Origin of the sequence: Dielma fastidiosa, from assembly GCF_003475485.1 — a bacterium.
GTDB lineage: Bacteria > Bacillota_I > Bacilli_A > Erysipelotrichales > Erysipelotrichaceae > Dielma > Dielma fastidiosa.
Genome location: NZ_QRQL01000003.1, coordinates 1 through 26,851, shown reverse-complemented (window position 1 = coordinate 26,851; position 26,851 = coordinate 1). Strand labels below are relative to the sequence as shown.

The 26,851-nt window shown below is 41.6% G+C and carries 29 protein-coding genes; 6 read left to right on the top strand and 23 right to left on the bottom strand.

What is annotated here, in order from left to right; translation table 11 throughout:
* Window positions 1-4 precede the first annotated feature (4 nt).
* The 3 genes from DWZ33_RS08120 to DWZ33_RS08110 form a co-directional block, all read right to left on the bottom strand.
* Window positions 5-1,312, bottom strand: a complete 1,308-nt coding sequence (locus DWZ33_RS08120) for an N-acetylmuramoyl-L-alanine amidase (RefSeq protein ID WP_022938152.1) — start codon at window positions 1,310-1,312, stop codon at window positions 5-7.
* Window positions 1,313-1,323: 11 nt separating this feature from the next.
* Window positions 1,324-2,136 (bottom strand): LicD family protein, encoded by an 813-nt coding sequence (locus tag DWZ33_RS08115; protein WP_118454462.1) that lies wholly within the window; start codon window positions 2,134-2,136, stop codon window positions 1,324-1,326.
* Window positions 2,137-2,347: 211 nt separating this feature from the next.
* Window positions 2,348-2,899, bottom strand: a complete 552-nt coding sequence (locus DWZ33_RS08110) for a DJ-1 family glyoxalase III (protein ID WP_118454461.1) — start codon at window positions 2,897-2,899, stop codon at window positions 2,348-2,350.
* A 172-nt stretch (window positions 2,900-3,071) separates the two neighbouring features.
* Between DWZ33_RS08110 and DWZ33_RS08105 the strand changes: the two genes are divergently transcribed.
* The 6 genes from DWZ33_RS08105 to DWZ33_RS08080 are packed head-to-tail and all read left to right on the top strand — an operon-like array spanning window position 3,072 to window position 9,233.
* A complete protein-coding gene (locus tag DWZ33_RS08105) occupies window positions 3,072-4,331 on the top strand; it encodes an ABC transporter substrate-binding protein (RefSeq protein WP_118454460.1) in 1,260 nt (419 codons plus the stop codon).
* Window positions 4,332-4,373: 42 nt separating this feature from the next.
* Window positions 4,374-5,669: an alkaline phosphatase family protein gene (locus DWZ33_RS08100; RefSeq protein WP_118454459.1), complete on the top strand. Its 1,296-nt coding sequence runs from the start codon at window positions 4,374-4,376 to the stop codon at window positions 5,667-5,669.
* A 9-nt stretch (window positions 5,670-5,678) separates the two neighbouring features.
* Window positions 5,679-6,734 carry an ABC transporter ATP-binding protein gene (locus DWZ33_RS08095; RefSeq protein ID WP_118454458.1) on the top strand — a complete coding sequence of 352 codons (1,056 nt, stop codon included), beginning with the start codon at window positions 5,679-5,681 and terminating at the stop codon, window positions 6,732-6,734.
* Window positions 6,731-7,627, top strand: coding sequence for a carbohydrate ABC transporter permease (locus DWZ33_RS08090; RefSeq protein ID WP_118454457.1), 897 nt, complete (start codon window positions 6,731-6,733; stop codon window positions 7,625-7,627). Before DWZ33_RS08095 ends, DWZ33_RS08090 begins: the two co-directional genes overlap by 4 nt.
* A gap of 2 nt (window positions 7,628-7,629) precedes the next feature.
* Window positions 7,630-8,451: a carbohydrate ABC transporter permease gene (locus tag DWZ33_RS08085; RefSeq protein ID WP_118454456.1), complete on the top strand. Its 822-nt coding sequence runs from the start codon at window positions 7,630-7,632 to the stop codon at window positions 8,449-8,451.
* A gap of 2 nt (window positions 8,452-8,453) precedes the next feature.
* Entirely contained in the window at window positions 8,454-9,233 is a 780-nt protein-coding gene (locus DWZ33_RS08080; RefSeq protein ID WP_118454455.1) for an HAD family hydrolase, read from the top strand.
* Window positions 9,234-9,665: 432 nt separating this feature from the next.
* Here the strand turns inward: DWZ33_RS08080 and DWZ33_RS08075 are convergent, their stop codons facing one another.
* The 20 genes from DWZ33_RS08075 to DWZ33_RS07980 form a co-directional block, all read right to left on the bottom strand.
* The gene (locus DWZ33_RS08075) at window positions 9,666-9,980 is read right to left on the bottom strand and encodes a type II toxin-antitoxin system RelE/ParE family toxin (RefSeq protein ID WP_022938161.1); all 315 of its coding nucleotides are present in this window, start codon (window positions 9,978-9,980) and stop codon (window positions 9,666-9,668) included.
* Complete coding sequence (locus tag DWZ33_RS08070; protein ID WP_022938162.1) at window positions 9,970-10,269, bottom strand: type II toxin-antitoxin system RelB/DinJ family antitoxin; 300 nt, start codon at window positions 10,267-10,269, stop codon at window positions 9,970-9,972. The genes DWZ33_RS08075 and DWZ33_RS08070 overlap by 11 nt, the downstream gene beginning before the upstream one ends.
* A gap of 238 nt (window positions 10,270-10,507) precedes the next feature.
* Entirely contained in the window at window positions 10,508-11,311 is an 804-nt protein-coding gene (locus DWZ33_RS08065) for an HAD family hydrolase (RefSeq protein WP_118454454.1), read from the bottom strand.
* Window positions 11,312-11,318: 7 nt separating this feature from the next.
* Window positions 11,319-12,611 (bottom strand): extracellular solute-binding protein, encoded by a 1,293-nt coding sequence (locus DWZ33_RS08060; protein ID WP_118454453.1) that lies wholly within the window; start codon window positions 12,609-12,611, stop codon window positions 11,319-11,321.
* Window positions 12,608-13,279, bottom strand: a complete 672-nt coding sequence (locus tag DWZ33_RS08055; RefSeq protein WP_022938165.1) for a response regulator transcription factor — start codon at window positions 13,277-13,279, stop codon at window positions 12,608-12,610. Before DWZ33_RS08055 ends, DWZ33_RS08060 begins: the two co-directional genes overlap by 4 nt.
* A gap of 2 nt (window positions 13,280-13,281) precedes the next feature.
* Window positions 13,282-14,589: a sensor histidine kinase gene (locus DWZ33_RS08050; protein WP_118454452.1), complete on the bottom strand. Its 1,308-nt coding sequence runs from the start codon at window positions 14,587-14,589 to the stop codon at window positions 13,282-13,284.
* 1 nt (window position 14,590) lies between these two features.
* The gene (locus tag DWZ33_RS08045; RefSeq protein ID WP_118454451.1) at window positions 14,591-15,562 is read right to left on the bottom strand and encodes a sugar ABC transporter substrate-binding protein; all 972 of its coding nucleotides are present in this window, start codon (window positions 15,560-15,562) and stop codon (window positions 14,591-14,593) included.
* A gap of 80 nt (window positions 15,563-15,642) precedes the next feature.
* Window positions 15,643-16,476 (bottom strand): PTS system mannose/fructose/sorbose family transporter subunit IID, encoded by an 834-nt coding sequence (locus DWZ33_RS08040; RefSeq protein ID WP_118454450.1) that lies wholly within the window; start codon window positions 16,474-16,476, stop codon window positions 15,643-15,645.
* Window positions 16,476-17,318 (bottom strand): PTS mannose/fructose/sorbose/N-acetylgalactosamine transporter subunit IIC, encoded by an 843-nt coding sequence (locus DWZ33_RS08035; protein ID WP_022938169.1) that lies wholly within the window; start codon window positions 17,316-17,318, stop codon window positions 16,476-16,478. Before DWZ33_RS08035 ends, DWZ33_RS08040 begins: the two co-directional genes overlap by 1 nt.
* 17 nt (window positions 17,319-17,335) lie before the next feature.
* A complete protein-coding gene (locus DWZ33_RS08030; RefSeq protein ID WP_022938170.1) occupies window positions 17,336-17,827 on the bottom strand; it encodes a PTS sugar transporter subunit IIB in 492 nt (163 codons plus the stop codon).
* Between the two features lie 14 nt (window positions 17,828-17,841).
* The gene (locus tag DWZ33_RS08025) at window positions 17,842-18,261 is read right to left on the bottom strand and encodes a PTS sugar transporter subunit IIA (RefSeq protein WP_118454449.1); all 420 of its coding nucleotides are present in this window, start codon (window positions 18,259-18,261) and stop codon (window positions 17,842-17,844) included.
* 207 nt (window positions 18,262-18,468) lie between these two features.
* Window positions 18,469-19,578 carry an alanine dehydrogenase gene (ald, locus tag DWZ33_RS08020; RefSeq protein ID WP_118454448.1) on the bottom strand — a complete coding sequence of 370 codons (1,110 nt, stop codon included), beginning with the start codon at window positions 19,576-19,578 and terminating at the stop codon, window positions 18,469-18,471.
* Window positions 19,579-19,679: 101 nt separating this feature from the next.
* Window positions 19,680-21,062 (bottom strand): asparagine--tRNA ligase, encoded by a 1,383-nt coding sequence (asnS, locus tag DWZ33_RS08015; protein WP_118454447.1) that lies wholly within the window; start codon window positions 21,060-21,062, stop codon window positions 19,680-19,682.
* Between the two features lie 256 nt (window positions 21,063-21,318).
* Window positions 21,319-21,942 carry a redox-sensing transcriptional repressor Rex gene (locus tag DWZ33_RS08010; RefSeq protein ID WP_022938174.1) on the bottom strand — a complete coding sequence of 208 codons (624 nt, stop codon included), beginning with the start codon at window positions 21,940-21,942 and terminating at the stop codon, window positions 21,319-21,321.
* Between the two features lie 65 nt (window positions 21,943-22,007).
* Window positions 22,008-23,009 (bottom strand): tRNA (adenosine(37)-N6)-threonylcarbamoyltransferase complex transferase subunit TsaD, encoded by a 1,002-nt coding sequence (gene tsaD / locus DWZ33_RS08005; protein WP_118454446.1) that lies wholly within the window; start codon window positions 23,007-23,009, stop codon window positions 22,008-22,010.
* On the bottom strand, window positions 22,987-24,033 hold the full coding sequence (locus DWZ33_RS08000) for a PDDEXK nuclease domain-containing protein (protein ID WP_118454445.1): 1,047 nt from the start codon (window positions 24,031-24,033) through the stop codon (window positions 22,987-22,989). Before DWZ33_RS08000 ends, tsaD begins: the two co-directional genes overlap by 23 nt.
* Window positions 24,021-24,479: a ribosomal protein S18-alanine N-acetyltransferase gene (gene rimI, locus DWZ33_RS07995; RefSeq protein ID WP_022938177.1), complete on the bottom strand. Its 459-nt coding sequence runs from the start codon at window positions 24,477-24,479 to the stop codon at window positions 24,021-24,023. The genes DWZ33_RS08000 and rimI overlap by 13 nt, the downstream gene beginning before the upstream one ends.
* Window positions 24,476-25,069, bottom strand: coding sequence for a tRNA (adenosine(37)-N6)-threonylcarbamoyltransferase complex dimerization subunit type 1 TsaB (gene tsaB / locus DWZ33_RS07990; RefSeq protein ID WP_118454444.1), 594 nt, complete (start codon window positions 25,067-25,069; stop codon window positions 24,476-24,478). Before tsaB ends, rimI begins: the two co-directional genes overlap by 4 nt.
* Window positions 25,066-25,518 (bottom strand): tRNA (adenosine(37)-N6)-threonylcarbamoyltransferase complex ATPase subunit type 1 TsaE, encoded by a 453-nt coding sequence (tsaE, locus tag DWZ33_RS07985; RefSeq protein ID WP_118454443.1) that lies wholly within the window; start codon window positions 25,516-25,518, stop codon window positions 25,066-25,068. Before tsaE ends, tsaB begins: the two co-directional genes overlap by 4 nt.
* Before the next feature lie 3 nt (window positions 25,519-25,521).
* Window positions 25,522-26,745 carry a peptidoglycan bridge formation glycyltransferase FemA/FemB family protein gene (locus tag DWZ33_RS07980; protein ID WP_118454442.1) on the bottom strand — a complete coding sequence of 408 codons (1,224 nt, stop codon included), beginning with the start codon at window positions 26,743-26,745 and terminating at the stop codon, window positions 25,522-25,524.
* Window positions 26,746-26,851 lie beyond the last annotated feature (106 nt).

Genomic DNA, 26,851 nt, shown 5'->3' with positions numbered 1-26,851 from the left:
ACCCTTATTCCTTTGTAACTTTCAAGTAAGAGGCGATTGAATTCGCTGTCTCACTGATGATTTTATCAAAATTAGTTTTCCAGAACTCGGCATCCTCATCATTGGAAATATACAGATATTTAATCACTACCGCCTGCATTCCATGCTTATTCGCTGTCGCAAAAGAATTTTCAGTGCGTGAACGCTCAGATATCATGCCTGCCTGAGTGGCAACACCGCCAGCCTCACGAATCTGAAGAATACTGTCATAGACCGCGCGTCCGTCATCACCCTCAGCCAATACCGGCGGTACAACACCATCAACACTGGTTCCTGAAGTATAAAGCGAGCTGCCGTCAAGATCAATATTTTTCTTCATATCAAACAACAGCTGATTCGCCAATGTTGATGAAGCATAATTTGAGTAATAAACCTCCATACCATTCAAATAATTGTAAGAGGAAGAATTAAACTGAAGATTGATATAATACTTAGCATTTTTTTCATAAGCCTTATATAATCTGCCATTTAATCCATATGTATTAATTTCCTGTTTGATGCTGTCCTTGGTAATTCCCACCGTAAAGCCATAGCCTTCCAGCTTTTCTTTTAATGCTAGAGCTGCGGCATACATTTCATCATTCTCATTCAGGCCATTGGCATCATAACCCCAATCGACACCCATGCCATAATCATCATTGCCGCCCGCCGGATCAAGCATAATATCCACTGAATCATGCTGAACCGTATCACTGGTTACATTGATGAACATATAATTCTGATCAAGCAGTGTTTCCTCATCATTAAGAATTCCCTTATCCGCAATTAATTCTACCTTCTTACTGGCATTATTGCGGGTAACCGTATGAAAAACATCCTTTAATGGCTCCTTCATAACAATCCGCTGATCGCTTAGATTATATACTAAATAGACCTCATAAAAACCATTCTCAACCTCTGCCAGATTCAACTGATGATCCGCCTTATTTTCAAGCGAGAACATTAATTCCTTGCCGGTACAAATATCAACCAGCTTTAATGTCTTGCCGACCATTTCATCAGCAGTCAGCACATCATAAGGCTGTTTCAAAAGATTCAGCGTTTCACCATAATAAAAATAGTCGCTGATCTCATATTGATTCTCAAACGTTTTATTAATAAAAGAAGCCGTTTTAGAAGGTGTAAAACCACAGATCGTATAACCGTTGTCATTTCCTTTATCCGGTGATATCAACAGATTAAAAACAAGATATACAACAAGAATAATCAAGGTAAAGAAAGGGACTGCGACTTTCCATTTCACCTTTAATTTTTTCTTTGGCACATAACTCATAAGGCACCTCCTTAAAGTTTAATATCAATAATATGCTTGGGCTGCTGATCCTTTTCTGCAGGATACTGCATATAAGTCTCACCAATTTCAATTTTCAAATATTCCTCCGCCTTATTTGGGACCGGCAGCATCGTATCCTCAAACGGTACATAGCGGGTCGGATAAATCATTGATTTAGGATATACGATAGGTTTAAACGGTGAATAGAAAGTCCATGTCAGATCATAACCGATCAGCGGACTGCCCTTCGCTTTTTCACCATACCGCTTCGCGTGATTCACAAACAGCTTTTTCAATCCCAGCGGATTCATATGCAGATTCTCACAAAGTGTAATCAGCGGCATCAGCGCGTCATTGCCGATTCGATGAATTAAATCCACGACTTTGCGCTCACTGACATAATCAATGATGAAGACATCGATAAACAAACCATCGCCATCCTGACATTTATTAGCCAATAAAGTATTCGCTTCTTTAACGTAAGTATGCTTCTTGCGTATTTTCATCGCCGGTATCGTGACAGTATATTCCTGATGAGTATCGAAACACTGAAACATATATCCCTCAGGCAAAGCAACCGGCAGAATTTTTAAGAATTTTTCATAATCTTCACGCATCATGGCAATGTCGGCATCATCATCCCAAGGAATAAACCCTTTATGACGGATTGCGCCTAAAGCACTGCCGCCAACTAAATAATAAGGAATATCGTAGTCCTTGGATATTTTATCAATCATTTTAAGCATTTCAAGCAAAACCATCTGTACATCACGCACAGTTATCACATGGCCGTCATCCATGGTTTTTAATATATATTCTTTCATTTGTCACCTGATTGTATCATTTATGTACTATTTTCATTCATCCATACTCTTCATTATTATACACTAAAATATAGAATTATGGTAAATCTATCGATGAATGGAACCTTTTTTAGTATAAATTTTTAATTTATAACTCAGCTTTCAGCAAATATAACAGATAAAATAAAATCTCACAGCCGCTGCCATGAGATTTCTTGGATCTTCAATTTTATTAACACTGATCGTATTGAATCGATGCCTTAACAGCTTTAGCCTTATCTTCACCCTGAATCAAACGGACTAATTCAAGGCCAAGATCAAGCGCGTAGCCTAAACCGCGGGCGGTTGTGATCATGCCATCGGTAATTACACCCTGTCTTGTATATTCAGCACCGATCAGCTGATCCTCAAAGGTTGGAAAACATGTCGCATACTTCCCCTTAAGCAAGCCTAATTTGCCGAGTACACTTGGCCCGGCACAGATTGCGGCAAGCCGGCGGCCGTCAGCAGCTGCCTTAACCAATGCCTCACACAGCGGCTCACAAGCAGCTAAATTAGTAGTTCCCGGTAACCCGCCAGGTAAAAATAATACATCGGCATGATCAAGATCCGCTTCCTTTAAAGTTTTATCTGCTTTTATTTCAATCTGATGCGAACCGCAGACGCTTGCCTGATTATTAATTGAAATTAATTCTGTATCAATGTCGGCACGGCGCAGTACATCCACAACCGCCAGACATTCAACTTCTTCAAAGCCATCAGCCATAAATGCTAATACTTTCATTTAAATCCCTTCTTTCTTCTTTATTATTCTAACGCAAACAATGCTGAAATACCACAATTACGATTTACTGTTTGATAGGTAAGCATCGATTTAACCAAATATTAACAGAATTTTAATTGAACATTTAATGTCTGATGGTAGGCTTACACATGTTAAATAACATGGAGGTAATATGAAAAAGAATAAAAGCTTATTGCTTGCCGCATGTCTGCTCTTAGGCGGATGTTCAGCAAATGCGCAGCCTGATGCTGCATCGGATAACACCACAGAAAAAACGGAAATAACCTTGTGGCATACGTTTACGGAGGTTCATGAGGAAACGCTGCAGAACATTATCAGTGAATTTAATGCTTCTCAGGATGCATATACCGTTACAGCTTTAACACAGCCGCTGGATGGCTTTTCATCAAAAGTCTATGAAGCAGCTTCCAATGGCACCGGGCCGGATATGGTTATGCTGGATGCTTCAGTAGCCGCGGATTATGCGGAGGAAGGGATGGCCATTGATTTTTCTGATTATCTTGATATTAACACTTATCAATCAAGAGTCAGCGAAGGCTTATTTGAAGAATCCACGGATTTTGCCGATGGTGCCTGGCACTGCATCGCCATTCAGTCAACCGGGCCGGTATTCTTCTATGACAAAACACTCTATGATGAATTAGGTTTAAGCGCGCCGAAGTCTTGGGATGATGTTGAGAACAGCTCAAAGAAAATCTATGAAGCAAAAGGGATTCCGGGTTTTGCGGTTGATTCCATTCCAGATCTTGCCATCATGCTGTTAAATCAGTCCGGCGTTGGTTATATTGACAAGGAAACAAAGACTGTCAATTGGCAGGATGATCGTTATATTGAATTGGTAGAATGGTTCGCTAAGGGTGTTCAGGAAGGCTATTTCCAATTGGCGCCAACTACCGGTGATTACAATTCAGGAGATATCGGTGCTCATGTATTAGGTGCCTATATTGGTTCTTCTGCGGGTCTGCCGTTCTTAGATCTGGGTGATCATGAATTGGCTTGTACCAGTGTTCCGCAGTTAAGCAATGGTGCTGAAAAGTGGGTTCAGCAATGGACTAGAAATATTATTGGCTTTAAGAGTAATGAAACGAAGGAAAAAGGTGTTGCCGCTTTTGCGGAATACTTCACTAATGCGGATAACGCCGCAGCATGGGCGATCGCTTTTGGCGGCTTCTCCCCGTACAGTGATGCTGATTCAACATCGGCCTATAAAGAATACATCGCCGGTAATATCGCCCTTCAGGCATTAGCTCTGCAGAATGATTATGCTGGTGCCCTGCCGGTATTAAAGGGTTCAAGCACTGTCCGCACAGAGCTTGAAAAAGCGGTTAAGAAGGCTGCCACCGCCCAAGCCTCGGCCAAGGACGCCTTAAATGAAGCTGTGCAGGCCGCTAATCTGGCGCTGAGTGAATAATAGAATTGCTGAAATTTTCAGCAATTTTTTGAAAGGAAAACTATGAAGAAACAAAAATTACTCGTTTTTTGTCTTGATGCATTATGCACTCTGGATCTTGAATATATGAAAGAATTGCCGCATTTTAAATTTATGTTTGAAAACGGCTCAATGGTTAAGCAGGTTGAACCGGTATATCCTAGTCTCACCTATCCGTGTCATTGTTCAATCATCACCGGCTGTACAGTCAATCATCATGGTGTGCCGCATAATGAGATCGTTGGTGTTGAGCGTAAAGATGCCCCCTGGTACAATCAGCGTTCGGATATAAAATGTCCTACCCTTTTTGATTTATTTAAAGCTAATGGATATACAACCTGTTCCCTGACCTGGCCAGTGAGCGGCAAGGCGGATATTGATTTAAATATGCCAATGATTGTACCGATTGGTTATCAGGGCTTCAATCCCTATCAGTTTCTTGAGGATAACGCATCAAAAGCATTGCTGGATCGTTATTATTGGAAATATGGCCGTTATTTGAAAGGCAAAGACCGAAATCTTGACTTATATACGATGGCATTGGCAGCGGATGTGATCCGTGATTACGCGCAGCCGGATATCATGTTTGTAAAGATGTGTGATCTTGACAGTGTCCGTCATGAATACGGCATTGATAATGAGCAGGTAAAGGCACAGCTGCGCAAGCATGATGAAGAATTCGGCGTATTGGTGGAGAGTATTAAACGCTATGGGGATTTTGAGAATACTAATTTTGTAATTCTCGGCGATCATGGCCAACAGGATGTTAAGCGCTGTCTGAATATGAATCTGCTTTTGAAGCAGCATGGTTTTATTCGCTGCAATGAGAAGGGTGAATTAATAGATTATGATGCCTATTGTCATTCAGCTGCCTTATCAGCATGGATTCAGCTTAAAAATCCAGAAGATTCAGCAATGCGGGCTAAAGTATACGAATTCTTAAAAATGGTTAAAGCAGATCCGCAGTACAATATCGGTTATTTGTTTACCAAAGAAGAAGCTGAAACACAATTTGGTTTAAGCGGGCCGCTTGATTTTGTACTTGAAGGAAAAGAACCGATGTCCTTTCAGACAACCTTAGCCGGCAATGATCTCTTTGCGAAACATCTGCCTGCCGGTTATCATCAGACCTTAGCCAGTCACGGTCATCTGCCGTCAAGAGATGAGACGACAACCTTTATCGCCTGCGGACCAGCCGTGCGCAAAGGCGTTGTCATTGAGCGCTCAGCTATGGTGAATGAAGCGCCGACCATGGCTGCCATGTTTTCTCTGACTATGGATCATATTGACGGTACAGTTTGGCAGGAGCTATTAAAATAGGAGAATTTCATGAAAATTAAGATCGAAAATTTAACGAAACAGTTTGCCAATCACACAGCTGTTTGCCGCTTTAACGCGGAAATTGAATCCGGCCAGCTGATTGCTTTGCTCGGCCCTTCCGGCTGTGGTAAAAGTACGATGCTGAATATGCTTTCTGGAATCCTTACACCAACGGAAGGTTCAATCTTCTTTGCTGATGAGGATGTGACATTCACCGCTCCGGAAAAACGCGGTGTCGGTTTAGTCTTTCAGAATTATGCGCTCTACCCGCATATGAGTGTTCTTGATAATATCTGCTTCCCTTTAGAAATTCAAAAAGTGCCTAAGGCTGAGCGTACTCGCCGGGCAATTGAAATGGCTAAGCTGGTTCATGTGGAATCTATGCTGGAACGCAAACCGGCACAGCTGTCAGGCGGTCAGCAGCAGCGTGTCGCAATCGCCCGCGCCCTGGTGAAAAAACCAAGACTGCTCTTATTAGATGAACCGCTGAGTAATCTTGATGCCCGGCTGCGCATTGAAATGCGTGAGGAAATCCGCCGCATCCAACAGGAAACCAAGATAACCACCATCTTTGTTACCCACGATCAGGAAGAAGCGATGAGTATTTCTGATGCGATACTTTTAATGAAGGACGGTGTGCTTCAGCAAATGGATCAGCCGCAGCGGCTCTATGATAATCCGGCTAACTGCTTTGTAGCCGATTTTCTAGGCAATCCAACCATCAACAAACTAAACGCAGAAGTAAAAGACGGCATTTTATATGTTGAAGGTCAGCCGATGAACGAAATCGACGCCGCTGAACTTCCGCAGCAGCGAAAGCTTATTTTTTCATGCCGTGCAGAAAGCATCCGTTTACAGAAAGCGGCAGCGGGACTGCGGGCAACGCTGATTCAAACTTATGTTATTGGTAAGGAAGTAATTGCTGCCCTGCAGATTGGCAATTCGCAGATCCGTGCTTATATGGACAGCGATGAAGCCATACCGGCAGGGTTGGAAGTGACGCTACGTTTCCGTGATAAGGGAATCTTTATCTTTGATGAAGCCAGCGGGGAGCGGTATTTATGAAAAGAAGACGCAATCTGAAAGAAATCCTTTCGCCCTATCTTTATCTGGCACCCTTCTTGATCGGTGTTATCGTCTTTACCCTTTATCCGATGATCAACGTCTTTATCATGTCCTTTAAAGAAAATTATAAGTATTTGACCGGTGCCTTCAGCGGCTTTGGCTTGGATAACTATACTACGGTATTAAGTGATCCTTATTTCCAGCAGGCAATCATTAATACCTTCAAATATGTATTAACCGTTATTCCCATCTCAACATGTCTGGCAATCGTTATCGCGGTCTTGCTGAATCAAAATATTAAATTTAAGGCATTGCTTCAGACTGCCTATTTCTTACCGATGGTTACATCGGTAACTGCCGTCGGTTTGGCATGGAAATTCATGTTTAACTATAACAGCGGTTTAATTAATTTCTTTCTGAATATATTCGGCTTTGAAAGCATCAACTGGCTGCAGAGTGCCGGCAATAATTTTCTGGCGCTTGTAATCTACGGCATCTGGAGCATTCTTCCTTTTACGATAATCCTCTTGCTTTCCGGTTTACAGAATATTGATCCCCTGTATAATACTGCGGCTCGGGTTGATGGCGCCAGTCCTCTAAGAATCTTTTTTAAGATTACCATTCCTTTATTAGCGCCGACTATTTTTCTTGTTTTAATTGTTAATACGATCAGCGCATTTAAAGTCTTTAATGAGTTATTTCCATTATTCAACGGACCGGGTGTTGCCTATAATTTATTTACTGTCGTTTATTATATTTATTATCAGTTCCGTGGACTCACACCGCCTAAATATGGCAATGCCGCGGCGGCAGCCATGGTACTCTTTGTCATCATTTTCTGTTTCACGATGCTTCAATTATGGCTTCAGAAGCGCGCGTCAAGGGAGGGATAAGCATGAAGCTCAAATTCAGCCGCACAATGATCTATCTCTTTTTATTCATGGGAGCAGCTTTAATGGTTCTGCCTTTTTATTGGATGATCAGCGGCGCTTTTAAAACCTCTGCCGAGATTACCCAATTCCCACCGGTATGGCTGCCTGCCAGCTTTAATCTGGATAACTTTAAGTTTGCCCTTGAAACAGCCCCCTTTGCGACTTATTTTATCAATTCTGTCATCGTCACTATTTGCTGCTTGGTCTGCTGCGGATTCACAACGATTCTGGCTGCCTTTGCATTCTCCAGACTGCAGTTTCCCGGCCGTGATCTCTTATTTTCACTTTTGCTCGCATTGATGATGATTCCCTTTGAGATGCTGATCATTACCAATTACCGAACCATTGTCGCCTGGGGCATTCATGATACGATCATCGCGTTGATTATTCCCTTTACATCGAGTATTTTTTATACTTACATCCTGCGTAATTTTTTCGCCAGTATTCCTGACTCTTTATATCAGGCGGCGCGCATTGACGGCTGCTCGAATTGGAAATATCTATGGAAGATCATGGTACCAATGGCTAAACCTTCTTTAGTTACCATTACCCTGCTGAACGCGATAGCCTGCTGGAACAGTTTTCTATGGCCTATGCTGGCAACCAATTCACCTGCTGTCAGAACACTGCCCTTTGGTCTTTATGCATTCGTCACCGAAGGCGGCGCTAAGACTGAACGGATGATGGCAGCGGCGGCAATCGTAGTTATTCCGATGATTCTGCTCTTCTTATTTGCCAGAAAATATATTGTCAATGGTGTTGCCCGCGGCGGCCTGAAAGGATAAGTATGAAAACATTAATCTTGGATTGTGATGGCACAGTGTATCAGGATCTTGATTTTGATCTTGTTTATTTTGAATATATTTTAAGAAATGATGCCCGTTTTGAACTAAAGCATCTTCATGAATTATGTGAACTGATCATGCAGGGAGAAATTCTGCGCATGAATACTCAGATACAGCTGCCTGAAAGACACGCGCAGACAATTATGGAGCTGACCGATATGCTTGCTCATTTAGAACCTGTAAAAGTGACTCTGAATAATGATCCGCGCTTCCTCTATCTTGGTGATTTATGGGCTGTGCTGACCTTAATTGGCAAATGTATCGGCGTTGATGAAGTGACCGCCCAAAAGGCTTTTTATCATACACGCAGCTGGCAGTTAAAGCATCTGGAAGTAAATCACGCATTAAATGATGCCATCCGGCGATGCAATGAGAAGATGACAGTTTGTCTGCTGACTAATTCCCCTGAAGATACCGCTCATGATTTTATTGTAAAGCTGGGCTTAACCGACGCTTTTTCAGTTATCCTGTACGATTGTCATAAACCTTATGGTTTAATGGATGCGATTAAAGCCTATAATCCGCAAATCTTAGATGATATTGAAAATATTACGATGATCGGTGACCACTATTATAATGATCTGTTTCAGTTTAAAGACTTAGGCGCTACTACGATTTGGATGAATCCTTATCCTAAGATTCACCGCCCAAATCAGGTCTTTGAATTAAACACCTTAAAAGAACTGACTGCCTATCTGAATTGTCTCGCAAGCGGGAATTAGCCTGTTTTCAGAAATGATTAATTATGGACTGTATTGTCCAAAATAAAAGAGTAGCGCGTCTACTCTTTTTCATATATAGGAAGTTGAAACAAATAACTTACATAGTTTTATCTACGTCATCCCAATGTTATCTACATCATTTCGATATAAAATGAGGGAGATAATCTCTATTACCTCATAGTCCTGTTTAATGATTTCGAGTAAATTTGCTAAGTTTACTTGGATAGAAAAAAGAGACTATTTGAACTTTTAGTTCTTATGATCGCTTACTTGATTCTTAGACTTTTCAGCAGCTTCATCGCGCTTTTACATATGTAAACCTTACAGCAGCCGCTTTAAAGATTCCAGAATACTTAACATCTGATATTTAATCAAAAATGTTGTGTTATAACATAATTTTAATTCAATATACACTTATATCATCTTTATTCATTACTCTATTTTATTTTCATAATCTTGGAGTTCGTGAAACAAAGCATCCACAATCACATCATTCTCTTCTACACGAAAGAGCATAAAATACCCATGTCTCTTAAATTTGATTCTTTTGTACCCCTGTTCCTTAAGCCTTCGATTTTCACATGTTTTAAGACTTCCTGCAACACTCTTCAACATCTGAACAGTTTCTTCAAAATCAGCTAGAAGATTTCTAGCTGCCTGCTCACTTCTTATTTCAAAAAGCAAATATCTAATATATCTGTCTAATTCATTTTCTGCATTTTCAGTTATGATTATATTATAATCCATACTTTGACCTAATATCAGAAATAACAGCCATTGCCTCTCTTTGCTTTCCCTGAGCGCTCTGTTCTCTTGCAATAGTTAATCTTTCTAATATTTCATCCTCAGACATCGCAGCTAACGGATGCTCATTAACTGAACTCCTTTTAATTTCAAATGGAAAACCATTATGTGCAACAGCCTGAGTTAAGAAAATTCTAATTGCAGAGGTTGTATCAGTTCCTAAATCTTTGAAAAGTTTATCGGACTTCTTCTTTAAATCATCATCAATTCTAATTTGGATTGTACTTGACATATTTAAGCCTCCTCATTATTAATATATTGCTATATCAATGTTATGTCAATACATTTATATACAAATAGTATGTTGATTTTTTATATCGAAATTTAAGGGGAAATAAAAAGAACAAATAACTTTTCCTAATGAGATATTGGGCGTTTGATACTTGAGCATGCAATTTCCTATAATGCAAAAAAAGGAAGCTGCCCGATCCATTGATGCCCAGCCTCCTTTTCAATCAAACATTCACCATCTACATAATGCACCCCAAATATTTCAGCGCATTCGCAATCCCATCCTGATCCGATGCCGTGGTGATAAAATCTGCCTTAGCCTTTACTTCTGGAATTGCGTTTCCCATCGCAATCGCTGTTCCGGCGGTTTCCATCATTTCTAAATCGTTATAATTATCACCGATACAGGCAACCTCATCATGACTTAAATGCAGATAATCCATCAAATCCTTTAAGCCGACACTTTTATTAATGCCCTTCGGCACAACGTCAAAACCATCTTCTGAATATCTGAGGAAAGCAATGCTGTTATCCTCATTAAAAGCTTGCTCCACCTTTTCAATCGGCGCATGAACACTGGCGCTCTGGGGCGCGTCATCACGCAGGTGACGATTCATCTGCGGACAATCCACAAAGGGATCGCGGCCGATATCACTGTTCATCTGACCCGCCAGCCAGTCAATCTTTTCAGGATACTGATAAATATACATCGCGTCTAGGAATTTCCAGATTAAACCAGCTTCATTGTCCGTGCAGAATTGATTCAAGCGATCCACATCAGCTTTGGTGAAATCATGATGAGAGATTACCTTTCCTTCATGATCGACGACAACACCGCCGTTCATCGACAGGATATAATCGGCATTTAAGTCATTCAGCGCCTTGCCTAGACCATAATGAGCACGGCCTGTCGCTATGACAAACAGATATCCATTTGCCTTCATTTCCTTTAACGCTTCAATACATGAAGCCGGTATTTCATGCCGAACTAAATCATAAAGCGTACCATCTACATCAAAAACGACCATTTTTAATTGTTTCATAAGATTCCTACTTTCTTAGATATGTATCTATCTGACGCTGCATACTGGCTAACCCATTCTCAATATCAGCATCATTATTCATTAATTCATTAATCTGACTGTTTGCTATTTGGATAATCTGATTATATTGATCTGTACGGCGTATTGCAATACCCTGTTCCATTACATCATTCAGAATCGTCATTTCAAAACTGCTGCTGCCAGGATTATCTGCCTTTAAGGCATCAATGACTTCAGGTGATTGCATAACCTTTCTGAGTACCGATACGGCAGGTGAATTTTTGGCAAGTTCACTTTGAATCGCCGGTTCACTGCTTAACAGCTTCATGAATTCCCATGCCATTGCTTGATTTTTACTTCTTGATGATAAACCCAGCATTAAGGTATCAATCTGCGAAATATTACCGCCGTTAGCCCCCGCCGGCATGGTGAGACAATCCCATTCAAAGGTTGAGTATTTTTTTACACGCCACGGATAAGGCATATACGTTCGATAATCACTATAATTCATCGGCTGAAAAGCAACCTGCCCCTTATCAAACATTTCTGCCGTCACCTTTTCTGTATTTAACGCGTTCAGCCTGCGCATGAAGGCCACTGTTTCCGCGGTCGTCTCATTGTTTAAGTCAACTTGATTGTTTACTTCATCATAGAAAGCAGTGCCGGTGCTATATAAAGCATCCTCCCATGTATAATCATAATAACAGAATTGATCCTGAATACCGTCACCATTTGTATCTTTGCTGATCTGATTGCAGATTGAATAAAAATCATCCCATGTCCAGTCACTGTCCGGCATCGAAATGCCTTCCTTATCCAAGAGCGTTTTATTTACAAACATTAAAGTAGGCACACTTTCATAAGGCAGCGCGTACAGTTTATTATCCTTCATTCCTTCCTTTAATGAATTGGCATAATATTCTTCTTGATGAAATTGATCGTCGTGAATACTTAAATAAGTTAAATCAGCCAGACTGCCATTATTCGCCAGCATTGAAAACATCTGCGAGGGAACAAAGAAGACATCCGGCAGCTGATCATTAATGATTTGGCGAGACAGCCATTCCTCATACAATTCCGGCCGGATACCGCTTTGAAATTCTACCTTGACATCTGGATATATTTCATTAAAAGCAGCAATGGCATTTTCAATGCGGTCATCACTTGCCGAGCTTGGTACATTCCAGTTACTGCCGGCGAAGATGCCAATCGTTAATTTCTGCTGTTTGGGAATGAAAACAAGAATCAGCGCAGCGATCATCACACATAAGCAGAGCAGCCACAATTTTAACCGTTTCATTTCTGATCCTCTTTATTTACCAGCTTATGATTCTGTACTGCCCATATCGCTAATTGAGTGCGGTCACGAAGACTTAATTTATCAAGAATCACACTGATATAATTACGCACAGTCCCTTCGCTGAAACATAGCTTATCGGCAATTTCGCGATTGGATAAGCCATTGCCCACCTGCTGAAGAATCTTCCATTCTGTTTTGCTTAAGGTCTTGATTCCCTCCGGGGTTTCTGGTTCCAGTGTGCTGTTTGCCATTTCAGAAAACATCTTCATCGCTTTAACCGCAACATTGGGATGAATAATCGCGCCGCCATTTTGAACCGTTTGTATCGCCTGATACAATTCTTCCAAAGAAACACCTTTAAGCAGATAACTGCTGGCACCATATTTTAAAGCATCGTAAATATATTCATCATCATCAAAGGTTGTCAGCACAATAATTTTAATCTCTGGATAGGCTTCCTTTACAAGCTTGGTGCATGTGACACCATCCAATTCCGGCATTCGAATATCCATTAAGATTACATCTGGTTTCGTTTCAGGAATCTGCGCCAATACTTCCTTACCATTTTTTACTAATGAACAAATATGAATATCAGCTTTTGTGCTTAACAGAATATGCAAGCTGTCACGCATTAACTCCTGATCATCCGCAATCATTACTTCAATCATGATTAAGCCTCCTTTCGAATCGGCAATTCGACAATTAGCACAAAGCCATCTGTGCCGTAAGCTCTCAAAGTTCCCTGCAGCAAGGCTACCCGCTCCCGCATATGATGCAGACCAAAGCCCTCCACAATTTGCGTACAGCCGATGCCGTTATCTTCAATAATAATAACAAGATTCATTTGATCCATACCAAACGAGATATAGATTTCCGTCGCTTTGCCATGACGGAGAGCATTCGTCATCCCTTCCTGTACAATGCGATAAATCGTATCCTCCTCATCCTGCTGAAATTCCAAGGAAGATAAATGACAGGCAAAATGCACCTGTACGCCGCTGGATTGATGAAATTCCTCAATCATCGTGGCTAATGCTTCCTTTAATGTTTTCTTCTGAAGAGCATCAGGGCGCAGCTTATTGACGGAATGCCGGACATCTTTTAAACCATCACGGGCCACATTGCCTAACAGCGTTAACTGTTTTTTGGCAAGTTCTGGGTTGATGTCCACTAAGGCGGCGCATGCTTCAAGACCTGTTGATAAACCTGTCAGGGTATGTCCCAAGGTATCGTGAATCTCTCTAGCCAAACGGTTTCGTTCACGGGTTTCACCCATTTTTTCACGCACATTGGCATATTCCTTTAAATCCTCATTCAAATTCTGCAGTTCCTCATTTAATTGCTGGATTTTCTTACTTTCATCCAACTGATTTTGAATCAGAAACAGCATATTCGCAATAAAACATATAATACACAGCGTAGTAAGTATATTTTTTACGCCCATGATTAATGAAGCTGCCTGACTCGTATAGATACCAAGATAAGCGTCAAGAGCAGTTACCGGGATAAAATTCGTAATTACATTTGTATTGGTCAGCAGATACATGAAAGTGTAGATGACTAAGGATGGGCCCCGATATTGTCTCTTTTTAGATAATGACACCATGTTGGCGATGACCAGCAGCAAAATATCATTGGTGCTGAAGGATAAACTCCACATCATAAAGTAGCAGACAGCTAGTTCCGCGATTAATAAGAATAAAGTATTCCTGAATGTTTCATTCAGTACAAAACGCAGGCGCAGCAGAATCATCAGTAAAATAAAACTGCCGGCGGTATAGAAAGGCACCCGGTAATAAGCAATCGGAATGACATTCACCTGCTTCAGAAAAGCAGCTGCCTGATAATGCTGGAGAATATGCAGTGAACTGAATACAATTAAGGCGCAGAGAAAAGCAAGCTGGAGGAAACAGATCATGACCATGCTTTGATAGGAAAAACTCAGCCGGTTTTTAATGTCTGAAAAATATGTTTTCATATCATTGCCAGCTTTCTAATGAAAATTCATCGATGTTGCTGCCATTAATCATAGTAACAGGAATCTTTTCCTCCACGATTCCGCTTTCATGATTCAGCAGCCGATAGGCACTTTCAACAGCTTTCTTGCCCATCCGCTTTGGATATTGAGCAACTGTCGCCTGCATGAAGCCCTCTTTGACTAAGACCTTTGCTTCCGGCGTACCGTCAACACCATACACCAATACCTCTGAAAGTTTGTCAGCTTCCTGTAAGGCGGCGACGGCGCCTAATGCCGAAGGATCATTTAATGCCATGACTACATCAAACTGCACACCCTCAGTAATTGCCTGCGCGATCAGCGGCATACTGATTTCAAGCTGTCCTTCACACTCAATTTCATCAACGATCTGATACTGCGGATATTGGCTGATGGCATCTTTAAAGCCTTGAATCCGTTCAATAGCTGAATAAGCCGCGTCATGACGCAGAATCATAATCTGTGCCTGATCAAGAGCTGCCATCATATTCTCAGCACACAACTGCCCGGCATGATAATTATCTGAAACTACGGTATAATCAACAAAATCCTGACCATTATAAACATTCGTATCCACGGCAACAATGATTATGCCTTGCTGCTTCGCTTCCGCCAGCACATCGATCAGTCCCTTGCTGTCCACCGGATTGACTATTAAAACTGAGCAGCCCAGATCCATCAGATAATCAATCTGATCAATTTGTTTATCAAGTGAAAGCTGTGGGTCCATGGTGATTAATACATCACCGTTTGCTTCAATCACATTCCGCATTTCCTCATTAATTACATCAAAAAAGGGATTATTCAGCGTCATATAGGTAGAACCAAACAGTATTGGTTTTTGCTTTCCGTCAGCAAGCTGTTCTTCACTGAAATTATAAAATTTAAGTAAACCGGCAATACAGAGAACCATGCATAATACAAAGCAAAGCCGGCGCATTATTTTATCGTTCATACAATCTCCCCTTGCAGCATCATTATACAATACCTGATTTAAAAAGTCCTTATCTTTCAAGATAAAGACTTTGATTTATGTTAGTAAGCAAGCTGCGGATCAAAGAAACCAATCAGTACGCCGACAAAGGCAATTACTACAAGCAGCAGCATAACCTTAATCGGTGACATTTTCTTTTTGGCAATCATGTACCAGCAAAAGAGCACAAATGCCGCGGTTAAGCCTTTGGGCAGAACTGAATTAATCTGAGCGTTTAAATCAAGGAAGGCTTCCCCAGTTTCAGCATTAATCATTTTAAATACCGTATTGACAGATACCCATGACGCGGCAACCGCACCGATAACCATACTGCCCAGCATCATGATGGATTCACGAAGCGCCATCGCTTTATCACCAGTAAGAAATTCCACTGCCTTACCGCCAAATTCATAGCCTTTGAAATAAAGCATCCGCATCCCTAAGGTAACAATTAAATTCCATGCGATAATATAGAAGATCGCACCAACCGGTGAACCATCCGTTGATAAACCTAAGGCAATACCCAACAGCAAAGGAATCAATACACCAACAACCAATGAATCACCGATGCCGGCAATGGGGCCCATCAGACCCGCGCGCAGACCGTTGATCGTATCACCGGTAACACCTTCACCATTTGCCTTCGCTTCTTCCAGACCGACAGTAACACCGACGATGACAGTACCTAACTGCGGTTCTGTATTAAAGAAGGCTTTGTAGGTTTCCAATGCTTCCTTCTGTTCATCTTTTGTATCATAGAGTTCTTCAATGATCGGCAGCATCGCGCAAAGATAACCAAATGTCTGCATATGTTCCTGTGAGAAACAAGTCAGATGACCATAATACCAGTTTCTGAATGATTTATTTAAGGTCTTTTTAGATAATTTCTTCATGATCAGATATCCTCCTCTTCGTCATCGATGTCTTGTGATGGTGCTTTCACACGAATCAGCTGAGCACATTTGATTTGATAATTCATATAGGCAAACATTGCGGCAATAATTGTAGCAACAACTAAGTTAATATTTAACGCGGCTGCCAATGCAAAGCCTACGAAGAAAGGAATGAAGTCAACACCCTTAAGAATGATTTGTTTCAGCAGGATTGCAATACCGACACAAGGCAGTAATGAACCTACGGTAAAGATTGTTTTCATTGCCAGACCATCCATCGGCAGAACGGCTTTAATGGTATCGACCATGCCGGCACCTGCCAAACAGATAATGAAGGTTGGTAAAAAGGAACAGACAATATGGGAGATCCAAGGCAATCCCATGTCAACCAGATATAATTTCTTAAATTCACCTTTTTCAATCGCTTCCCAGCCGATATGCTGCCAGATTAAATTCATTGTTGCAGTTCCATAAAATAAGACTGTACCTAACGTACCAACCATAGCGCCGAAGGAAGTCGCAAGTCCATTGCCATCAGCACTGGCGGCATCCAGGCCATAGGATTTAAGGGCCAGCATGGCTAGTGGAATACCGATATAACTAACCGCGCGCACATCTGCCGATACAGTGCCGCCCGGGGTTACCAGGGCGATATATAATAACTGCATTGCCGCGCCGACCAATATACCGGTGCGCACATCCCCTAAAATAATACCAACAACTAAACCAGCTACCAGCGGACGGCCTAAGGTATAATTACCAATGGCTGAACCACCCATGCCGGGCATACTTGCTAAACAAGCGAATAAGCCAAGTAAGCCTGCCTGAAAAACATTGATTGTCATATTCTATTCCTCCTTTTTTAATAACCAAATTGATTTTTAAACTTAGACCAATTACCGATGCTTTCATCAGGAATCAGACGGAATTCTACATCATAGCCAGCCTTACTGATTGCTTCCAAAGCGTCGGCTTCAGCCTGTGTAATGGATTGATTGTTACCTAGCTTAATAGCATTGGGACGATCGTTGCAGGGCCCGATGATGACTTTCTTTACATTGCATTTTAAGTTTAGATCGACTAATATCTTTTTCATATCCAATGGATTTTTAGTAATTAGGAAATAGTTTGTATCGGAATCCAACACCTTCTGATACTTCTTTTCCCAATCTTCCATCGTCCAGATAAAGGTTTTCTTCCCGCTGGCGCTCTTATAGGCAGCTTTTAATACACTGTTATTAGCAGCATCATCATTGACGGCAACAATTCCCTCACATGGATATTCCAAAGCCCACCGCGTGCATGTCTGACCATGAATCATACGATCATCGACACGAATAAAACTAATTGACATATTATTTCCTCCCTTTAAATTTCATCGTCATCATCTGATGACAGTTTTACTTCATTCACAGCCTGCATGCCCTCTCTCAAGGCCGCTGCTTTGCAATCTTCAAGACTTCCCTCTTTCATCAGCACCGCATTAAGCGCCATCGCCAGATTAAGACCGCCAAGAATTACTGAGCGTTTCAGCAGATTATGCTCACTGAAACAATTAATCAGTGTGGTCAGCGGTGAACCGCCGATCATATCGCCTAATACAATAAACTGATCATTTTCATTAAAGCTATCACAGCATTCATTGATACGGCTGGCCAGTGCTGCCACATCTTCCCCTGCTCTTAAGCCAATACTGAGTACATCCTCACGTTCACCGACAAACATTTTCAGTGTATCGTGAAGACCTTCGGCAAACTTTCCATGCGTTATGAGTATCACGTAATTCATTTTATTGCCCTCCGTTGTTTACGCTTTCATTTTAAGCAAAAGGCTGATTTTACACACCTGTATTTTGTCAGCACTTAATCATGAAGTTTTACAATGCTGAAATTATATTTGTCATAATTTTCATATATAGGAAATAAATGTTCACAAATCCGCGGTAAATGCACAAAAAAAATCCCAACCAGAGTCAGGATTTCTAAATTGATGAATTTATAATAATGTTTCAGGATCGGTATAAGTCATGCCGAGTGCTTCGCTGACACCGCGGTAAGTAATATGACCCTGATAAGTATTAAGCCCTAACAGGAAGCCAGGATCTGCTTTTAATGCGGCAGTTCCGTGATCTGCCAGCTTCATCAGATAAGGCAGTGTCGCGTTGGATAATGCCATTGTGGAAGTACGCGGTACAGCTCCCGGCATATTCGCAACTGAATAATGCAGAACACCATAGCGTTCAAAGGTAGGCTGATCATGAGTGGTAATATGATCACTGGTTTCAACACAGCCGCCCTGATCAATGGCCACATCGACAATGGCGCTGCCTGGCTTCATTGTCTGCACCATATCCTTAGTAACGATCTTAGGTGCTTTGGCACCTGGTACTAAGACCGCTCCGATGACTAAATCAGCGGTTTTTAATGCCCGTCTGAGATTGTATTCATTATTATAAGCCGTATGAATCGTACCGCCGGAAATATCGTCGATATACCCCATCCGTTCAGCATTGATATCAAAGACTGTAACGATGGCGCCTAAACCGCAGGCAATCTTCGCCGCGTTTAAACCCACCGTACCGCCGCCGATGATAACGACCTCGGCTGGGAATACACCGGGAACACCGCCTAAAAGCAAGCCGCGGCCATTGTTATTTTTCTGAAGCATAGTAGCCCCAACCTGTACCGCCATCCGTCCGGCAACTTCACTCATCGGCGTTAACAGCGGCAGTCCGCCTTTACGATCACGCACCGTTTCATAAGCGATGGCTGTTGTTTTTGAATCAATCAGGGCTTTGGCGAATTCAGGATCATTGGCAATATGCAGGTAGGTAAATACCATTTGATCCTCACGCAGATATTGATATTCTGATGGTAAATATTCTTTAACCTTCACAATCAGCTCCGCTCTTTTAAAGACTTCCTTTACATCCGCAATTTCAGCTCCCGCTTCTTGATATTCCTCATTGCTAAAACCGCTGCCAATTCCGGCATTCGCTTCAACGATCACCTTATGTCCGGCTTTGCATAACGCAAATACACCAGCGGGTGTACATGATACACGGTTTTCATTATTTTTGATTTCCTTTGGAATTCCAATAATCATCTTCTTCACGCTCCTTTTATAAAACGTATTATAGCACTATCCGCTCTTCGCTGAAAGTTTTTATATAAAGAAAAAGACCGGCAGGCACCGATCTTTAACGCTTAGAATAATAAATTTCTTGGTGTTCTTGGGAACGGTTCAACATCTCTGATGTTTTGAATACCCGTCAGATACATTAAGAAACGGTCAAAGCCAAGGCCAAAACCGGCATGCTTGCAGCCGCCGTAACGGCGCAGATCCATGTACCACTGCAGGTTATCCTTTTTCATTCCTAATTCATCCATGCGATGATCAAGCACATCATAACGCTCTTCACGCTGTGATCCGCCGACTAATTCACCAACACCCGGCACTAATAAATCACAAGCGGCAACTGTCTTGTTGTCATCGTTCACACGCATATAGAAAGCCTTGATTTCCTTAGGATAATCCGTCAGGAAGACTGGCCCTTTCACTACCTGTTCACAGATATAACGCTCATGCTCAGAATTCAGATCCATGCCCCAGAATACTTTATTCTCAAATTTCACATCCGCTTTTTCAAGAATTTCAATTGCTTCAGTGTACGGCATACGCTTAAACTCTGAATCACGGACATGGGTAATTCGCTTAATGCAGTCCTGATCGATCATCTTCTCAAAGAACTTCATTTCTTCTGGTGCATTCTCAAGCACATAGTTGATACAGAACTTAACCATATCTTCAATCAGATCCATGTTATCATCAAGATCTGCAAAAGCAATTTCCGGTTCGATCATCCAGAACTCTGATGCATGGCGTGACGTATTTGAATTTTCAGCACGGAATGCCGGGCCAAATGTATATACATCACGGAAAGCCATCGCAAACGCCTCTACATGCAGCTGACCAGTAACCGTTAAGAAAGCTTCCTTGCCAAAGAAATCCTTTTCATAGTCCGCATCCTTGCGTGTTGTCGCGGTAAACATTTCACCGGCACCCTCACCGTCATTACCCGTAAGAATTGGGGTATGTACGTAGACAAAGCCCTGATCCTGAAAGAATTCGTGGATTGCCATCGATAAAACTGAACGCAGACGGAATACCGCATAGAATGTATTCGCTCTTGGTCTTAAATGTGCAATCTCACGCATATACTCAAAGCTGTGACGCTTCTTTTGCAGCGGATAGGAAGGATCGCAGGCGCCTTCTAATACCGCTTCTGTCACAACAATCTCAAATGGCTGCTTCGCATCGGGGGTCAGCTTAAACTGTCCGGTCACCGTAATTGCGCTGCCAGTTGAAAATTTAGCAATTTCATCACGGTTCTTAATCAGATCACCGTAAACCAACTGGGCGTTGCGGAAATAAGTTCCGTCATTTAATTCAATAAAGCCTACTTTACCATTATCACGATTGGTTCTTACCCAACCCTGCAGCTGAACATACTCAAGGGAATCAATTTCCACATGATTGTTGGAGAATACCATTTCGTATAATTCTCTAATGGTCATAAATTCAAACATATCTTTGTCCTCCTGGATTTGTTTAAAAAATAAAAAAACGTCCCTATACAGGAACGTAATTTACGCGGTGCCATCCTGATTCACGGGACTCAGCCCATGCATCTTTTATGAGATAACGCTCTCCTTAGCGAAACCGTCTACTGTTAGTTCTCCGGTTCAGCTCCATGAGTGTTCAGTCACTGACTTTCCTTCTCTGCCTTTCACCAATACGCAGAGTCGCTGACAAGTGCCGTCAGGCTGTCTCATTTCATCGCCATTAATCTTTTAATGAATTGGTTTCAAAAACCAGCTCTTGTATAGATGATACTACATCTACGGTCTTAATTGCAACCCCTTTTGGCACTTGAAAGTGCTCATGAGTAAAATCAACGATACCGACGATGCCGGCAGCTACCATGCGGTCAACCGTTTGCTGGATATCAACATTAGCGGTTAGGATTGCGATACGGCAGCCCTGAGGAATTTTTTCTTCCAGATCTTTTAAGTCGTAAACCGGGATTCCGAAACGAACTCCCTGGCGGTCTGGTGAGATATCAAATGCACATGTGATTTCACCAACCACATGATTCCACTTATTATATTTCATCAAGGCACGTCCCATGTTTCCGGCTCCGACTAAAATGATTTTCTCATCGAAGTCAAGACCCAGCTGCTGATTAAAGATTTCAATCAGCTTGTTGACGTCATAACCATAACCCTGCTTGCCAAGATTGCCCAGGAAAGAGAAGTCACGGCGGATTGTTGTCGGCTCAATGCTGACAACATTAGATAATTCTTTAGACATAATCCGTTCAACACCGGAATTTGCTAGTTTTCGCAGTGCTTTTAGATAAACTGGGTAACGCTGCAACGTTGCCTTTGGTACATTTTTATTTGCCATTTTCATCACCGACCTTATTATAGCACACTTTTTTTGATTGTGAAATATGTGTTTTTTTAAACTACTTATAATTCAAATGCAGGATCAGCCGTACATGACGCATCGCCGCGCACACCATGCTCATAAGCGATCGTTCCAGCTACACCAATCATCGCCGCGTTATCGGTACAGCATGACAACGGCGGGATAATACATTCAATCTGGGGGAATTTTTCACTGACCAATTCACTGATGCGCTGACGCAGACAGCTGTTCGCCGCGACACCGCCCGCTAGGACAATCATTTTAGGCTGCATCTGCTTCATTGCCTTTTCAGCTCTTTCTAAAAGACAGGCGATTGCTGTTTCCTGAAAGCTGCAGGCAAGATCAGCAGGTTCAAATGTTTCATTGTTGCGCTCACAGCGTTTAATGAACTGCAGAACCCCGGATTTTAATCCGCTGAAGCTAAAATCCAATTCCTTTTCCGGATGCGGCTTAGGCAGCTTATAAATATTCTTTCCCTCTTTTGATAATTTATCAATATAAACACCGCCTGGATATGGCAGACCAAGGATACGTCCCACTTTATCAAAGGCTTCGCCAATCGCATCATCCTGCGTTGTACCGATGACCTCAAAGCTCCACTCATCCTTCATATATACTAATTCTGTATGACCGCCGGATACAACAAGCGCCATTAATGGAAATTTCAGATCAGCAATCAAACGATTGGCATAAATATGACCGGCAATATGATGCACCGGCACCAGCGGCTTATTAAAAGCCCACGCTAACGTTTTTGCTGCCTGCACCCCGACATGTAAAGAACCAATCAATCCCGGCCCCTGCGTTACCGCAATAGCATCCATTTCTTCGATGCCTAAACCCGCTTTTCCCATACACTCCGCAATCACCATTGAGATATTTTCCACATGAATTCTTGACGCTACTTCAGGTATTACACCGCCGAACTTCTTATGTACATCAATCTGGGTTGCGACTACATTGGATAATATTTTTTTGCCGTCTTCGATAACGGCTGCCGCTGTTTCATCACAGCTTGATTCAATCGCTAATATCTTCGTCATCTATATTTCCTCCCTTCATATCTTCTATACGCTTACGTTCCGCTTTAATTTCATCTTGTAATTCATTCACGGTCGGCAAGGCAAACAAATATTTTGAAGCAAATACTTGCTTCGCATCATTTAATACCGAATACTTTGCAATGGCTTCATTCTTCTGAGAACACAAAATGATACCAATTGTCGGATTGTCATCCTCGTTCTTATAGATGGCATCATACATACGAATGTAGCTATCCATCTGTCCAACATCACCATGAGTTAGTTTTCCGATTTTTAAATCAATCAATACATGGCATTTTAAAATACTATGATAGAATACCAAGTCCAGATAAAAATCTTCATCTTCATAGCGCATCAATTTTTGACGTGCCACAAAGCAAAATCCACGGCCTAGCTCTAGAAGAAATTCTTGTAATTTATCGATTAACGCCTGTTCTAAATCAGATTCACGAAGCGCTGGGTAATTTTTCAAATCCAGAAAATCCAATACATACGGATCTTTTATATAGTCATCCGTTGCTAAAGGTTTCAAAAGTTCGATTGCTTCTTCCTTTACTGGTGTTTTATCCTTACTTGAAAGCAGTCTTTCATAATATAGCGTAGATATCTGTCTGTCTAGCTGTCTGCTAGACCATGCAGATGCGGCAGACTCATTCATATACCAAGCTCTCGCATCATCGTTTTCTACTTTCAGTAAAAGACGGTAATGTGTCCAGGTCAATTCGGAACGCAGTGCGTTCCAATTTGGAAAGCGGGTATAGAATAGACGCATATTTCTCAAATTTCGCTCATCAAATCCAGATCCGAATTCCTCTGTTAACTGAACGGAAAGACGCTTTATCAGCGATTTCCCATACTCAGCTCGTACATTTCCCTGCTGCTCAACTTCAACGATGATACGGCCAATATTCCAGTACGCTTTTACCATCGCAAAGTTCACGGCTTTATAAGCCTGATTTCGAGAAGCAAGCAAGGTATTTCTAATTTCAGAATAAAGTTCCTGATAGCTTGTCAATCCACCCATGCCGTTTGTCCTCCCAAAGGCTTGATCATTAAATAAGCATCTTCACCGTCAGCATAATAGCCTTTGCGGATATTCACATTGATAAAACCATATTTTTCATATAATTTAATTGCCGGGGTATTGCTGATACGCACTTCCAAAGAAAGCGTTGAACAGCCGGCCGCATCAGCATCCTGTACAATCTTATCCATCATCAGTGAGCCGATTCCCTGTCCTTGATGTGACTTACGGACTGCAATCGTAGCAATCTGCGCATCATCAAAGATAAGATAAGACACTGCCGCACCGACAATTTGTTCTCCATCCACCGCGACAAAGGCTGTGGAAAATTCATTCTCACTGATTTCGTATTCATAAGCTGTACGCGGCCAATGGTCACTGAATGCCTCATTCTCGATTTCTAAGACGGCATCAAGATCATCAAGCTTCATTTCTCGTAAAATCATTGCTTAACCAGTTCTTCCTGACTTTTAAGATAATGCGGAACTAAAAGATGCACATGTTCAATTTTCTTCCAATAAGGCTTAACATCCATCATATTCTTCACAAAATCTATTTCTTCATATTCATGTCCTAATAATTCTATATCACCGACAATCAGCTCATGCTCAGCATCGATTTTTATCTCATCCAGCGTCTTGATACATTCACTGATCAGCTGACCTTTTTCACAGATTCCCACATAGGCACGATTGCTTCTGGCATCAAGAATGACTTCACAGCGATCCTGACTGCCGGCAACCATTTGAAATGTTGAAATGGTATACAAAGGCTTTTGCTTAGTGGTGCATAAGACTTTAGCTATCGTCATCGCGATACGCTCACCCGTGTAGCTTCCCGGGCCCTCAGTTATCACGATCTCATCTAAGTCATCCGCACACCAGCCTGCCTGTTCCATGCATGCCATCAATGCCGGAAAGAATTTTTCAGACTGCTGTTTCCATGCTCTTTCCGATGTTTTCGCAATTAGCTTTTCATCTTCAAATAAACCGATCACAAGGAATTTGTGCGCGGTATCCATACATAATGTTTTCATATCAGTTTCTCCACGATCTCTTCATACTTACTGCCAAGCGCAGTACAGATAAATTCACGATTTTCATCACTGCCGTTATGGATTGTTATCTCAAGCCGCTGGTCTGGCAGCTGATTTGCCATATAATCAGGCCACTCAATCACACATACCCCGTCACCTTCGATAAATTCATCAAAGCCAAGATCCTGCTCTATGCCTTCAAGACGGTAAGCATCAATATGATAGAGCGGAAATTTGCCATGATAAATTTTTAAGATGGTAAAAGTCGGTGAATTGATGGTTTTATTTACGCCGATGGCTTTACCAATCGACTTTGTCAGCGTTGTTTTGCCAGCGCCCAGATCACCGCTGAGGGTGATGCACATCCCTTCATTCAAAAGGCTTCCAAGCTTTAAACCAAAGGCTTCGGTTTCTTGCTTGGAATGAATTTCTATCGTTTTCTTTACCATGTTTTATGCCTTCACTTTCATTTTCTTTCTTAATTTATAAGCCATTTCACTTGCTTTATAGAGACTTTTGTTTACTGGCAGATCAAATTCACCGATGGTTTCATCAATCGTAGGATTAAAATTGGCTTTAAATTTTGTTAATCCATCATCTAAAGTGCCTTCAACACCACCCATATTACACCAATGGCAGCCATTTTCAAAGGCCCAATTCATTTGTTTTACATAAATACTGTATTGCGGCATAAATTTTTTAAAGCGTTCATCCATACCGGCATAAAGCATTTCCATGGTTGGACCGTATTTCACTGATAAGCAGCCGGCAATCACCATTTCACTTTGACCCTCAACAGCGGCGGCTATTTCAGTATATTCACTGAGATCCTTACGCAGGCTGGATAACTGTTCCTCAAGCCGGCGGCGTTTTTTGACTTGGTTTTCCGGTAAGTCATTATATTCCTGAGTCATTGTCTCAAGAGATGTTTGGGTAGTATCCACAAGCTGTTTCACGTTCACCTTAGCCAGCAGGATTTTAGCATCATCACCATAGGCGTTCATCAGCTTTTGAAAATATTGCTCATTACGCAAAGCGATTTTCTTACGATTCTCAGTTTTCGCAACGACCTGCGCGAATTCCTTTACCAGTTCGCTGCCGCCCATAATTAACTGTACATGACGTTTAAGCGCGTCCTTCATCAGCCGTTTCGTATGTCTTGGCAAATTTTCTTCAAAGTTGTCTACTGCATAGACATTGGCTTGATAACGCGGCTGAATGGTACTCATAATATCTTTTGTAAAGCCTTGATGAATCGCTCCGCAGGCTCTTAAACTGTTCATTACCTGTTTACATTCATCATTTATTGATTCATTAGCTTCTTCGATACGATATTGGTTCTTTAAAATATATGGATCGATTTTGATATAGAGGCAGTGATGCTTTTTACCTAATTTTTTTAGTTCTTTCAGCATAAAAGCGGTTAATGCCTGATCCTTATAATCCATAATCGGACCTCTTGGGATATAGAATAAAGTAAAGCCTAACGGCAGTCTTTTGATTAATACCATTGCTGTCGCAGCTAAACAGCCATCTTTTTTGACACCGGTATAACAATGATCCCAATTTGATTTTATATCTGCCCAGGAGGATGATTGAAGCAGATTGCAAAGCGGATGAGCTTTGACAAATTCATCATTTTCTTCACGGCTTAATTGATCTGTAAATTCTAACATATGATTACCTCCACAGTTTAGATATTATACCACAAATGCCAATGGATAAACAAAAAAAAGACCCAATGAAGGGTCGATCACCTGGCAGCTAGTTATCTTCACGGGA